The 13907-nt window shown below is 65.5% G+C and carries 7 protein-coding genes; 3 read left to right on the top strand and 4 right to left on the bottom strand.

Annotated elements, in window-relative coordinates:
- Positions 1-45: 45 nt before the first annotated feature.
- On the bottom strand, positions 46-1728 hold the full coding sequence (locus tag ACH0BU_RS05190) for a DUF885 family protein (RefSeq protein WP_296221054.1): 1683 nt from the start codon (positions 1726-1728) through the stop codon (positions 46-48).
- Positions 1729-1814: 86 nt separating this feature from the next.
- Here ACH0BU_RS05190 and ACH0BU_RS05185 point away from each other — a divergent pair, with 86 nt between their 5' ends.
- Positions 1815-2723 (top strand): polysaccharide deacetylase family protein, encoded by a 909-nt coding sequence (locus tag ACH0BU_RS05185; RefSeq protein WP_046411452.1) that lies wholly within the window; start codon positions 1815-1817, stop codon positions 2721-2723.
- A gap of 21 nt (positions 2724-2744) precedes the next feature.
- Here the strand turns inward: ACH0BU_RS05185 and ACH0BU_RS05180 are convergent, their stop codons facing one another.
- Positions 2745-4382: a DUF885 family protein gene (locus ACH0BU_RS05180; RefSeq protein WP_125944823.1), complete on the bottom strand. Its 1638-nt coding sequence runs from the start codon at positions 4380-4382 to the stop codon at positions 2745-2747.
- Between the two features lie 286 nt (positions 4383-4668).
- Between ACH0BU_RS05180 and ACH0BU_RS05175 the strand changes: the two genes are divergently transcribed.
- Positions 4669-6357, top strand: coding sequence for a DUF885 family protein (locus tag ACH0BU_RS05175; RefSeq protein ID WP_500263846.1), 1689 nt, complete (start codon positions 4669-4671; stop codon positions 6355-6357).
- Positions 6358-6622: 265 nt separating this feature from the next.
- On the opposite strand, the gene ACH0BU_RS05170 is transcribed toward ACH0BU_RS05175, so the two are convergent.
- A complete protein-coding gene (locus tag ACH0BU_RS05170) occupies positions 6623-8401 on the bottom strand; it encodes a DUF885 domain-containing protein (RefSeq protein WP_314470109.1) in 1779 nt (592 codons plus the stop codon).
- 89 nt (positions 8402-8490) lie between these two features.
- A complete protein-coding gene (locus ACH0BU_RS05165) occupies positions 8491-11355 on the bottom strand; it encodes a TonB-dependent receptor plug domain-containing protein (protein ID WP_500263845.1) in 2865 nt (954 codons plus the stop codon).
- Positions 11356-11544: 189 nt separating this feature from the next.
- Here ACH0BU_RS05165 and ACH0BU_RS05160 point away from each other — a divergent pair, with 189 nt between their 5' ends.
- Positions 11545-13833: a DPP IV N-terminal domain-containing protein gene (locus tag ACH0BU_RS05160; RefSeq protein ID WP_314470167.1), complete on the top strand. Its 2289-nt coding sequence runs from the start codon at positions 11545-11547 to the stop codon at positions 13831-13833.
- Positions 13834-13907 lie beyond the last annotated feature (74 nt).

The raw sequence follows: 13907 nt of genomic DNA, 5'->3' as shown, positions 1-13907 counted from the left end.
GTTTCATCCCGAGCCCCGCCGGTATCATCGACGGGGCTCCGGCGATCAGCGCATCGTGCGAACCTGATCGTCCTTGCCGGTCATTTCCCAGCGGATCAGCGCGATCGGGATGATACCCGACTGGATGAAGCGATCATGGAATTTGGTCAGATCGAAATCATCGCCCTTGGCCAGCCGCTCCTCGGCCAGCAATTGTTCGAGCTGAACCTTCCCGAAATAATAGTTCAGGCCAAGTCCCGGCTGACGCAGGTAGAGCGCCATGTCGTAGATCGCGGTGTCGTCGGTCTTTTCCATCCAGCGCGGGGTGCGACCGGAGAGTGACTCGAGCGCCTGGTCGAACGTCCATTCATTCGCCTGCGCCAGCAGCTCCGCCTTTAGCCGTGCGCCGCGATTGGCCTGCAGCACATAATGGATCTCACGCGCCTTGGGCCGATCGTCGAGCCAGCCGGACTGGAGCAGCATTTCCTCCAGATAGAAGGCCCAGCCCTCCAGCCGTCCGCTGTCGATGAACCCAAGTCGCTCGTCGCCGCGGATCGGCCGGGTGTCGCGCTTGCGATAGGCGCTGTCGAAGATGTGCCCCGGCAGGTTGTGCGCGCGCAGGCTGCGCGGATCGCGATCCTCCGCCTCGCGGAAGAAGTTGCGGTCGATCGGCGCGTCGAACGGCCCCGGCACCGCGGGGTCCTGGTTGGCGGGCATGACATAGGGGCCCTCGGGCGGCGGCACCGTCAGCCAGTCGGGCACGGTCATGATCCGTCGTTCCTTCAGGAAGCGCAGCAGATCCTCATCCGCCTCACGCCGAAGCGCCTCGAACCCCTCGAGCGACGTCACCGGCGCCGGCATCGGCGTCGCCTTATGCTCATGTTCCTCAAGCGCGAGGAAGGCCATGCTGCGTTCCCATTCGCGTTCGCCCAGCGCCTTCAGCTCGGCGAAGGTCCACGGCATCAGCATGACATTCTTGATGTACCAATCGAAGTCCGCAACGCCGATGCCGGCATGCTGCTTCGCCCGCGGCTTTTCGGCGCGCAGCCATGCCGCGAAGTCGCTCGAGGCCTTTTCTGCGGCACGCGCCGGGCCGACCAACTCTGGGTGATGCTTCGCCAGATCGCGCGCCATCCGGCCATAGACGCGCGTCTCAATATCATGGTGCATGATGCCGAGGTCGATCAGGTCGCCGCGCGCATCGGTCAGCGTCAGGCGCGCATTGGCCAGGATCGTCGGCGTTGCCCGCAACTGCGCCGCAAATGTCGCCTTTGCGGCCGCGTCGGTGATCGGCAGCTTGGGCGGGGAAAAAGCGGTCTTCACCTTCGGTCCCCAGCCAAGGTCGAGCGTCGACCACCAGCTTGGGTCGCGCGCCCACGGGCGCAGGACGCGGTGTTCGAAATCGACCCCGCGCATTTCGGCAAGCGCCAGCATCAGGTCGGCGCGCTGCGGGATCGGCCACGCCTTGTCATCAATCGCGCCGATCTGAGCGACCGCACGCTGCGCCGCCTGCTGCCGCGCGGCCATCGCCGCTTCGGACACGTCGGGCACATGGTTGCGGACGGTGAAGTCCACGTTCTTGCGCGCCTGCTGATAGAGCGCGACCAGACCGTCATGCGTGCGCACGCTGCCTGTCGGCGTCGTCATGGATGGCGCGGCCTGAAGCGCCGCGGGAGCCGCGATAGCTGGGGCGAGCGGCACCATCAGCGCCAGCGACGCGCTCATCATTCCCCGGAACATTCTATTCATCAAACCCCTCCCTTGTCCGCCAACCGAAACACGATCACAGTGCGAACGCAAGTTCGCATGGCGCATTTAAGTGAGAAGGATCGGCGATGCAGGATGCCAAGCCTTGGATGATCCCGCAGGACGAGTTACGTTCGCTGATCAACCGCGTACGCGCGGGACGAACGTTGCAGCCCGCATCATGGCCGGACGGGGCGCGCTTCGCCGTCGCGCTGTCGTTCGACTGCGATCATGAATCGTTCGAGATCGGCGCCGGCGGGCGTGCGATCGGGCGCCTCGCCTGGGGCGAGTTCGGGCGAAGGGTGGGCCTGCCGCGCGTGCTGGACGTGCTGCGTCGTCATGACGTGCCGGCAAGCTTCTTCATGCCTGCGCTGTGCGCCATCCTTGATCCGGACGAGACGCGTGGGCTGATCGGCGCGGGTCACGAGGTCGGCATGCATGGCTGGGTGCATGAGAATAACAGCCTGCTCGACGCGGCGACCGAGCGCGAGTTGATGCTGCGCGCGCATGACGTGCTCACCCCGCTGATCGGGTCGCCGCCGGTCGGCTTCCGCTCCGCCAACTGGGACCTGTCACCCAACACGATCGCGATCGTCGCGGAAATGGGGCTGCTGTACGACAGTTCGCTGATGGCGGACGAGGTCCCGTACGAGCTGCTGCTCGACGGGCGGGCCACGGGGGTCGTCGAGATACCGGTCGAATGGCTGCGCGACGATGCCGTCTACATGATGTTCAACCGGACGCCCGCCACCCGCCCGTGGATGACCCCTGACGACGTCTATTCAATCTTCAAACGCGAGCTGGAAGCCGCGGCGGTCGAGGGCAGCGTGTTCCAGCTGGTCATGCACCCCTTCGTCATTGGCTACCGATCGCGCATCTGGATATTGGAGGCGCTGATCGAGGCGGCGAAGGATCTGGGCGGCGCGTGGTTCGCCACCCATGCCGACATCGCGCGCTGGGTGCGCGACGCCGGCGGGCTGGGCGGCCGGGGCGAATAGCCACCGGCTGCCCTTCATCGGTTACGGCTTGATCCCCAGCTTTTCGAGTTCGTCGGTCTTGCCCAGCATTTCCCAGCGGATCAGCGACAGCGGGATCATCCCGTGGCGGTTCAGGCCGTCGAAGAATTCGCGCGGACGGAATTGCTGGCCGCGATCCTCCGCCATTTCGGTCAGCAGCCGCTCGACCATCGCCTTGCCGGTGATGTAGCTGGGGCCGTAGCCCGGCAGCCGCAGGTACATCTGCTGTTCAAAGCCGAGCAGCGGCAGCGTCGGCGACATATAGCCGTTGGGCGTGCGCGCGACCTGCATGTCCATCGCCGCCTTCAGGTCGATCATGTTGGCCTGCGCATACAGCGAGGCGAGGCCACGCGCGGCGCGCTGCGCCTGCATGATCCACACGAATTCGCGCGACCGAGGCTCATCGTCGAACAGCCCGGCGTGGAGCATCAGTTCCTCGACCGCAGTCGCCATGCCTTCCGAGCGGCTGAGCCACACATTGTACAGCAGGGGCCCGCGGCGCACCTCGCTTGGGTGCGGATCGGCCTGCATCATGCGCAGGTCCCACCAGTGATAATAATGCGTCCACAGCGTCATCGGCGCGCGGTGCATCACAATGTGGAAGAAGTTCTGCTTTTCCGGCGGGACATAGCTGCCCACCCGCTTCATCAGCTCCGGTTCCATATAGTCCCGGATGGTCAGGATGTCCTTGTCCTTCAGGAACTGCATGTACTTGCGCACCGATGCGGCGGCGAGCGCGTCATATTCCTGCGGGGTGGAGGCGCCGACCAGCTGCGGCAGGTTGCGATTGCGCTGTTCCTCCATGCGCAAGGCGGCGTGCGAGCGATCCAGCTCGCGCTGCATGATCGCGACCTCGTCGGCCCAGGTGAGCGTCGACAGCTGAACGTTCTTCAGGAACCAGTTGTAATTCTCGATGCCAACGCCCGACGGGCCGGTCTTGCGCGGCGCCTCGGCCTTCACCCAGGCGATGAAGCTGCGCGTGGCGGTCGCGGCATCGCTGACGGCGCGCACCAGCTTCGGATCGCCGCCGGCAACCTTGCGCTGAAGGTCGTCGAGCGCCTCCTGCTGGCCGCCCAGCGTGACGAGGCTCGCGGTCCACAGGTCGCGGGCGTTGCCGGTCAGGTTGACGCGCGCCTGGCGCAGCAGCTCGGGGATATGCGCCAGCTCGCCCGCCAACTTCTTCGACGCGGCGGCATCGAGCGGGAAGCTGTAGGTCCATAGTTCGACCGGCATCGGGTGGACCGGGCCTTCGTGCGCGGGCGTATCGCTCTGCGCCGCCCAGACGGAAAGGTACCAGGCGGGGTCACGTTCCCACGGCTTCGCGACGCGCAGGTCGAAATCGAGGCCGTTCATCTCCGCGCGGATGATCTCGCGATCGACCTTCTGCGACACGGTCCAGCCGGTGGTGGGCAGCGCGTCGAGCCGGGCACGAAGCTGCTTCAGCCCCGCCGCCTGCCGCGCCAGCGCGGGGGCGCTGTAATCCGTCGCGCCGTTCTTCACCTCGCCAAGCTGCAGCGTGCGCCAGTCGCGGAACACGCTCTCCAGCGTGTCGTGCCGTACCTGCGCCGCCAGCGGGGTCGGCACGGCGAGCGCCGCCATCGTCCCCATCATCGCCGCCGCCAGCAACAAACCATGTTTCATCTACCATCCCCTTCCCGCGCGGTACCGGGCACCCGGTCATCCACCAAGCGCACCGGCATCTTGCCTTTGCCGGCCATGACACAGCAGCAGTGGTCACACCAGACACTATGTGCGCACAGCGGCTATGTGTTCGCCTGATGATATCTTTCTTGACAGTTCGGATGCCCCCACACGATAGTACGCACAGAGAGCAGGATGTTCGCTGAGCGACCAAGGTTGGATCGGCGCCCGCACCTGCCGACGTGCACACTGCGCGAAGCAACAAATGCCAAAAGGAGTCGATGCCATGTCTTTGAAACGCCGGCCAATGACGCTGGTGATCGCTGCCGCGCTGATGACGACGGCGATGCCGGGCATTGCCGTTGCTCAGGGCGGAACGACGCTCGCCGCAGCATCCACCACCGCACGCCCGCCCTCGGGCCAAGGCAGCTACCAGGACCTGCTGCGGACTTGGGGTGAGTTCCTGGAATGGCGCACGGCGCAGGCCAAGAGCACGGATTTCACCCCAGCCGCGATCGAGGCACGCCGTGCGCAAGTGGGCGGCTACCTCAGCGCGATGGAGAATATGAACGTCGCCGGCTGGGAGCGGGCGCAGCAGGTCGACTGGCTCGCCGCGCGCGCCAAGATGAACGAGGAGGATTTCCTCCTGCGTGTCTCGAAGCCGTGGGAGCGTGATCCCGGTTTCTACGTCGACCAGATGCTGCGCGTGTCGTTCACCGAACTGCCCGCCAAGGGCGCCGCGCTGATCACGCTGCGCGGCCAGCTCCGCGAGATGCCGACGATCGTCGCGCGCGCCAAGGCAACGCTGCGCAACGTGCCCGGCGACTATGCCGATCTGGCGCTGCATAACCTGACCAACGCCGATGGCGTCGGCCATGGCCATCCGTACCGCAAGGTGCCGCCCGCCGGCATCATCGGCTGGTTCGACGATCTGGAAGCGCGCGCGAAGACCACGCAGCCGGCGATCCTCCCCGACATTCGCGCCGCGCGCGCCGCCGCGGCTGACCTTCGTACGTGGCTGGAAGCGGAGCGGCCGAAGATGACCGCGCCGGCCGGCGTCGGCGAAGCGAATTTCAACTGGTATGTGAAGAACGTGAAGCTGCTGCCGTACAATACGGACCAGCTGCGCACGATCGGCCATCGCGAAACCGAGCGCCTGTGGGGCATGCACGCGCTGGAGAAACATCGGAACCGCAACCTGCCCGAGCTGACGCTGCCGGCCAGCGAGGCGGACTATGAAAAGCGCAAGGCCGACACGCTGCGCGACATCCACGCCTTCCTGAAGGACGAGGAGATCATCACCGTCCCGGCGGACATCGGCTATCTCTATGTCAACGTGCCGTGGATCGTTCGGCCGAACGGGCCGAATTTCTGGGAGCAGATCCAGTATCGTGACCCCAGCCCCGACCTGTTCCACGCCACCATCCCCGGCCACGCCTTCGATGGGCAGATGGACAAGCGCGACACCCACCCGATCCGCAGCAAGATCGACGATGGCGTGCGGACCGAAGGCTGGGGCACGTATCTGGAGGAAGCGGCCCAGCGGCTCGGCTTCTTCGACAAGGATCGCGCGCGCACGCGTGAGTTGATCGACCTGTTCGGCATCTTCCGCGCGGTACGCGTCGCCGGCGACCTCGACCTGCAGCTCAACCGCGCCAATGTCTCGCAGGTCGTGGCCGAGTGGCAGAAATATACGCCCTGGCTCGACGCGGACGTGGCGCGCGTCGACGCCGAAATCTATCTGCGGCGGCCGCCGGGCTATGGCCTGGGCTATACGATCGGCATGGTCGAGATGCAGAAATTGCTGGGTGACGTTCGCCGGCATCAGGGCGACAAGTTCGTCCTCCGCGATTTCCACGATCGCATGATGACGATCGGCCGCATACCCTTGTCGCTGATCCGATTCGAGATGACCGGCAACGACGACGAAGTGTCCACTTTCTGGCGACGCGACCCTCTCCCCGGAGGGGCGTAGTCGGAAACGGCCGCCATCGCTCCCCAGCGATGGCGGCACCTTTCCCCGGTGTCATCATGCATGTTCCCGCGCCGGGGGAACCCAGAAACTCAGGGTGCTGACCGGCCATGGTCGGCCCCCTTTTTTTCGTCCCGGCCGCGGGCCGGACGTGATGTGTCATTTGTGACTTGTTGGATCGGCGGGTCAAGCACTTAACTGGCGACAAGCACAAAAAAGGCGCGGAGCATCAGCCCCCGCGCCCTTTTCCGTTGCCTGATGTGGTTGTTCAGATCGCTTGCGTGCCGATCCATTCCTCGATCCGCTGTTCCAGCACGCCGAGCGGCATGATGCCCGACAACAGCCCCGCATCATGGAAGGCGCGGATGTCGAAGCGCGCGCCGAGCCGGCGACGTGCGTCCTCCCGCAGGCGGATCCATTCGCGCTGGCCGATCTTGTAGCTCGGCGCCTGCCCCGGGATCAGGCAATAGCGATCGACCTCCGACGTAACGGAATCGCGGCTGCTGCCCGTGGCCGCGACCATATAATCGACCGCTTTCTCACGGCTCCAGCGATGGTGGTTGAGCCCGCTGTCGACCACCAGGCGCGCCGCGCGGAACAATTCGCTCTGCAAATAGCCGAGGCGACCAAGCGGATCTTTCTCGAACACGCCCATCTCGTCGGCGACGGTCTGCGCGTAGAGTGCCCAGCCCTCGACATAGGCGCTGCATTCCATCGTCCGGCGCCACATCGGGATGCTTTCATTCTCCTGCGAGAGCGAAATCTGCATGTGGTGGCCCGGAACGGCCTCGTGATGGGTGAGCGTGGCCAGTCCGACGATGGAGCGATCCTCCATCTCGCGCATGTTGATGAAATAGGAGCCCGGCACGCTGCCGTCGATGCTGCCGCGGCTGTAATAGCCGCCTGCCTTGCCGGCCTCGATCGCCTGCGGGATCCGCTTGGCGACAACCGATGCGCGTGGCTGGGTGCGGAAATAGCGCGGCAGCAGCGCGCTGATCTCCTCGATCTGGCGCGTGGCGTCGACCAGCATCTTCTCCCGGCCGGCGTCCGAATTCTCGTACACGCCCTTCATGTCGATCGCCATCGCGTGGATGCGCTCGCCCAGCGTGCCGCGGGTATAGCCACCCGGTTTCAGGATCGCCTCGATATCGGCGGTGTTCTGCGCCACCATCTCCAGGCCAAGGCGGTGAATCTCGTCACCGCTGAAGGCCTTGGTGTTGAAGAGGCGGATGCCCCAATCGTAATAGGCCTCGCCATCCGGCAGGCGCCACGCGCCGGCATCGTGATTGGCGGTCTGTCGCTGGCGTTGCAGCTCAGCAATCTGGCGGTCGAGCGCGGGATAGACGCGCTTCTCGACCAGCTCGGTCGATCGCTTCGCCCAGTCCCCCGTTACGCCGCGCGCAGTCGCCCGCCGCGCCACCGACGTGGCGAGCATCGATTGCGCCGCGGGCACGCCGCGCAGCAGCGAAATCTGCCTGATGCACGTATCGAGGATGAAATCGGGGGCCGACGCACCATTGGAGGCGTCGCGCCGCGAGCGTTCGGTGTCCTGATCCAGCACCGTCGCGAAGGCATCCAGGCGGCTGAGATAAGCCTCGGCGTCCTCCGCCGTCTCGACCCGGTGAGCGGTGTCGAGGAAGTCGGGGATGTTGTTGTACGTGCCATCGAGCTGGTTGACGGCATAGGCGCGCGGGTAACCCGGCTCGCCATATTTGAACCGGTCATACCCCTCGAGGGTGATGTCGGCGTAGAATTTCATCGATCGATGATTGACCAGGTCGATCCCGGCCAGCTTCGTCGTGTCGATCTGCGCCAGCTCCGTGCGGGCACGCCGCAGCGTGTCCATCGAGCGGGCGAACGCGCCCTCCGACCGGTCGTTCAGCAGGCGCCGTGCCGCGGCATGTTCCGCGCCGCGGTCCAGCCCGAGCGAGGTCAGCCGCTGCGGCGACGACGCGATCTCTTCGCGCCACACACGGGCGTAAAGAGCATCGAGCCGCGCCGCCGTGGCAGGATCGGATCGGGGAGCCCCCTTCCCGGCGCGGGCCATGGCCCCGCCGGGAAGTGCGGCGACTGCGGCACACGCAACGCCGGATTTCAGAAGGCTCCGCCGATCCATCATCTTACTGCTTCCTTGCCTCAGAACTTCGCGACAGCGCCGATCCGGAACATGCGGCCAAGGCCGTCATAGGTGCCCGGATAGGTGTTCGCGGTGGCGCCGAGGCCGCCCACGTCGTTGCCGAACACCTGCGGCTGGCGATCGAACAGGTTCGAGATGCCTGCCGTGAGCGTGAAGGCTTCCGACACGTTGAGCGAGGTATCGAGGTCGAAGTAGTTCGCCGCACGCAGGCTGGTGACCGGCGACGGACGCGTATCGGTGCCGAGCGCGAAGCGATCGAGCTCCACCTTGCCGATGTGGCGCCAGCGCAGCGACACGATCGTGCCGCCATTTTCGTACGCGAGACGGCTGGTCGACTTGAACTGCGGAATCAGGCCGTTGCAGATCGCGCCGAACCGGCCCGAGCATTCATAGGCCGGCAGCCCTTCGCCACCCTGACGGATGAAGCTGTCGACATAAGTCGCGTTGCCGCCGAAGCGGACCTGGCCCGAGCCGATCGGCACGGAATAGTTGACGGCAAAGTCGAAGCCCTTGGTCTCGATCCGGCCGGTGTTGACGAGCGTGGCGTAAACGCCGGTCTCATTGCCACCGAACAGCGAACCGTTGATCGGATCGCGCAGGATCGACTGACAGAACACCGAATTGATGTTCTGCGTGTTGAAATAGCAGGCGTTGAGCGCGTTCTGTGCGCCGCCCGCCAGCGATTCAATCGCATCGACGATCTTCAGGCTGTAATAATCGACCGAGACGACGAGCCGCGGGATGAACGACGGCTGGAAGATCGCGCCGATCGTATAGGTGTCCGACTTCTCGACGTTCAGGTTCGGGTTACCGCCCGTGAAGCCCTGGAACTGGCCGGCCGGGGGCAGCGGCACGGCGCCATAGCGGCCGCCGGGGACGCCGGTCGCCTCGCACAAAGACTGGCTGGCAGTCGGGCTGATGCCCGCGCACGGATCGATGCCGGTGACAGCGGTCTCAACACGCGGCTGGAACAGCTCGTTGATGTTCGGGGCACGAACCGCGCGCTGGTACAGGCCGCGGAAGCGGATGTCGCGGACCGGGGCCCAGTCACCGCCTGCCTTGAAGGTGTGGACCGTGCCGGCGGCCGTCGAATAGTCCGAGATGCGATAGCCGCCCTCGAACGACAGCGCCTCGAAGAAGGGGCGCGATTCGATCAGCGGGATGCGGATTTCGCCAAAGGCTTCCTTCACGTTGAAGTTGCCGATGACGGTCGCCGCGGTGCCGAAACCGGCCGAGCGGCCTGCCTCGTAATTGGCGTCGGGGCGGTAGCTCGACCCTTCCTCGCGATATTCGACACCGAAGGCGAGCCCGATCGGATTGTCGGCGAACGGCGAGCGGATGTTGCCGAGGTCACCCGACAGCGTACCGCCGGCGACGGTCTGACGGGTCATCGCCTGAACCTGAAGGTCGAGCGAGATGAAGTCGAGCGCGGCCTGGCTCACCGACGAGGGATCGTTGGTGAAGATGTTGAGCGGGACGCAGCCGCCGGTCGGATCGATGCACTGCGGCGTGCCGTTGACGTCGCGCACCAGCAGCGCCTGCTGAATGAGGCCAAGGTTGGCGTCGCCGGTGAGCTGGGTGTTGAGGTCAGTGCGCGAATGCTGGGCGAATACTTCCCAGTTCCAACCGCCCACCTTGCCGCGCAGGCCGCCCTGTACCTGGAAGGCGTTGCGGGTGAATTCGGAGAAGCGCGGCGCGGCGAACCGATAGCCGATCTGCGTGCGCAGATTGCCGTTGGCGTCGACACCGCCGGCACCCGCCTCGACCCGCAGCGCCGCGACGGTCGCCGGCGCAAGGAAGGGGTTGTCCGGATTGAGGCCGAAGGAGGCGAAGAAGGTGCCGCTCGGCGCAAGCTGCGTTGACACGCGGTTGTGCGCAAAGGTGAAGCGGCCGAACGCCTCAATATCGTCGGTCACGTCATAGCGGACGTTCGCACCGCCCAGCCAGCGCTCCTGCGGGACCTGCAAATAGTTGACCGGATTGGTGTTGTAGAAGCTCGCCTCGCCGTTGAGCGTGCCGCCCGGGCCGAAGGAGACCGTGCCGTCGCCATCGGCGTCGATGCCGCGGTTACCCGGGGCCGACAGGACGATGTTCGCGGGGAAGGAAGTGGTGGAGCCGGCGCGGATCAGGCTGGTACGATCACGGCTCGGCTGCAGTGCGTAACGCGAGAATTCGCGCTGGCCCTGGAAGATCGGCTCACGCTTCGTATAGCCGCCCCACATGGTCATATGGCCGCGACCGTCGGCGAATTCGCCGCCGACCGTCAGGTTTGCGTCGAACAGATGCCCGTCGCCACGCTCGGTGATCTGCGAGGTCAGGCCAAGCTGCGCCCCCTCGAAGCGGTCGTTGAAGATGAAGTTGACGACGCCAGCCAGCGCGTCCGAGCCGTACACGGCCGATGCGCCGCCGGTGACGACCTCGACCCGCTTCAGCAGAGCGACCGGGATGGTGTTGAGATCGACCACGCCGGTGTTGCCCGACGGCATCCAGCGCTTGCCATCGACGAGGACGAGCGTGCGGATATCGCCAACGCCGCGCAGGTTGACGGTGGTGGTGCCGTTGCTGCCGTTGTTGTTGGTGCTGCTGGTGCCAGGCGTCGCCTGCGGGATTTCGACCAGCGAATCCTCAACGTTGACGGTGCCCTGAAGCGCGAGTTCCTGCGAATCCGTGGTGTTGATCGGGCTGTTCGACAGGAGGTTCGGCACGGCGATGCGCGAGCCGGTCACCACGATATCGCCGCCGCCATTGTCCGCGGCGGGCTGGCTCGCCAGTTCACCGCCCACGTCCTGCGCGGCCGCCGGAATCGACACAAACAGCGCAGCAGTGGTCAACAGGATACGCCTGGCTGCGGAAGCCCTAGTCATCAACAAACCCCTTTGCTATTTTCGTTCGCACGGCGCAGTTTTGTTCGTAGAGCGCACTTGTCGTCAAGCATTTTCCTGCGTAGTTCCGAACGCGGGGCACAACAAATTTGCGATTTCCTCGCACTACGTGGAACTTTTTGGAGGGATCTGATGCGCTTAGTTCGCGCTGCAACAGCCGGCGTTTTTTTGGTGGCATGCAGCGGGGCGGCTGCCGCCCAGCCTAACGAAGCCGCCTACAAGGACGCGCTGAGCCTGCGTGAGCGCACGATGTACCTGACCGATGGGGTGGCGGATGCGGCCGTCTGGTCAAACGACGGCAGCCACTTCCACTATCGTCGGACCGAGAAGGACGGTTTTCGCTTCATCAGTGTTCGCTTGGCGGACAGGGAGAAGCGCGATGCGTTCGATCATGCGCGTCTTGGCGGTGCGATCGGCAAGATCACTGGCGACACCTATCGCGCCGATCGCCTGCCGTTCAGTGAGTTCGCGCTCTCCCCCGACGATCGCGCCATCCTGATCGCGGTTGGTGACCGGCGGCTCACCTGCGCGCTCGACACCTATGTCTGCCGCCCCACACCTGCCGCGCCGGGTCGTCCCAAGGCGATCGGCGTGCTGCGTGACCTGAGCGTGCCGGCCGACAACACGCCGCGCGTGTCACCGGATGGCCGCTATGTCGCGATGGTCGAGGGCGACAATCTGGTGGTGCGCGCTACGGCCGACGGACGCGAGCTGGTCCGCAGCGGCGACGGCTCACCCGGCAATTTCTACGATCCGGAGACGATCACCTGGTCGCCGGATTCTACGCGCGTCGTCATCAACCGCGTGCGCGCGGGGCATCGCCGCGAGATCTATCGCGTGGCGAGCTCGCCCACCGACCAGCTCGAACCCAAGCTGATCACCCAGCTGTACCCGAAGCCCGGCGACGTGATCGATATCGATCGCCCCATCCTGTTCGATGTCGCTGCCGCCAAGCAGATCGACGTCGACCCGGCATTGTTCGACAATCCCTATCAGCTGGGCAAGGTGACGTGGCGCAAGGATTCCGCCAGCTTCGCCTTCACCTACAATCAGCGCGGTCATGCGGTGTACCGGCTGATCGAGGTGGATGCGCGTACCGGCAAGCCGCGCGAGGTGATGGCGGAGAAGTCCGACACCTTCGTCTATGCGCCCCGCATGGACCATCGCGATGTCGATGGCACCGGGCGCGAGATCATCTGGATGTCGGAGCGCGACGGCTGGAACCACCTCTACCTGGTCGACGGGCGCGGGGGCAGGATCCGCAACCAGATCACCAAGGGTGACTGGGTGGTGCGCCGCATCGTCAGCGTCGACCCCGCGACCCGCACGATCATCTTCACCGCCAATGGCCGCGAGGGCGGCGATCCATATCTCCAGCATTTCTACCGCATCGGCTTCGACGGCCGCGGCCTGACGCGGCTGACGCAGGCGGACGCGTTCCACGATGTCGTCTTCTCGCCGGACGGGCAGCATTATGTCGACATCTATTCGCGCACCGACATGCCGCCGGTCGCCGAGCTGCGCCGCACCGCCGACGCCTCGCTGGTGGACACGATCGAGAAAGCCGACATCTCGCGCCTGCTCGCCGCTGGCTGGAAGGCGCCGGAGACGTTCGTCGCCAAGGGCCGTGACGGGAAGACCGACATCTGGGGCGTGATCGTCCGCCCGGCCGATTTCGACCCGACCAAGAAATATCCGGTGATCGAGAACATTTACGGCGCCGGCTTCGACGCCTTCGTGCCGAAGAAATGGTGGCCGTTCGGCTTCCACGCCGGCGGCGACGAAGTGGTCGGCATGCAGGCCCAGGCGAACCTCGGCTTCATCGTCGTCCAGATCGACGGCATGGGCACGCTGCACCGGTCAAAGGCGTTCCATGATGTGACGTGGAAGAATGTCGGCGAAGGCGGCGCGCCCGATCGCATCCTGTGGCACCGCGCCGCCGCGGCCAAGTACAGCTATTATGATGCCGATCGCGTGGGCCTGTATGGCGGCTCGCTGGGCGGGCAGAACGCGCTTGGCGGCCTGCTGTTCTTCCCCGATTTCTACAAGGCGGCGGTGGCGTACAACGGCTGCCACGACAACCGCATGGACAAGGTCAGCTGGAACGAACAGTGGATGGGCTGGCCGATCGACGAAAGCTATTCGCGGTCGTCCAACGTCGACAATGCCTGGCGCCTGAAAGGCGACCTGCTGCTGATCTCCGGCGAGCTCGACATGAATGTCGATCCGGCGGTGACGATGCAGGTGGCCGATCGCCTGATCAAGGCGGGCAAGGATTTCGACCTGCTGGTGGTACCGGGCGCCGATCACGGCGTGGGCCGGTCGGAGGAGCCGATGGAGTACGTGCTGCGTCGCCAGTACAGCTTCTTCGTGCGCACGCTGCGCGGGGAAAGCACGCCCAAATTCAACCGGAGCGATGCCACGCCGCCGGCGCGCGCCGCGCTGACAAGCGCGAACTGATCGGTCGGGAGGCGAGCGGACCGGCGTACTTCGCCGGCCGCTCGTCCTCCTGCCCCCCGCCCCGCATGACGCCG

Origin of the sequence: Sphingomonas olei (assembly GCF_045369765.1) — a bacterium.
In the GTDB taxonomy this organism is placed as follows: Bacteria; Pseudomonadota; Alphaproteobacteria; order Sphingomonadales; family Sphingomonadaceae; genus Sphingomonas; species Sphingomonas panaciterrae.
The sequence above is the reverse complement of the archived record's forward strand: the minus strand, read 5'-3'. Positions and strand labels throughout refer to the sequence as shown.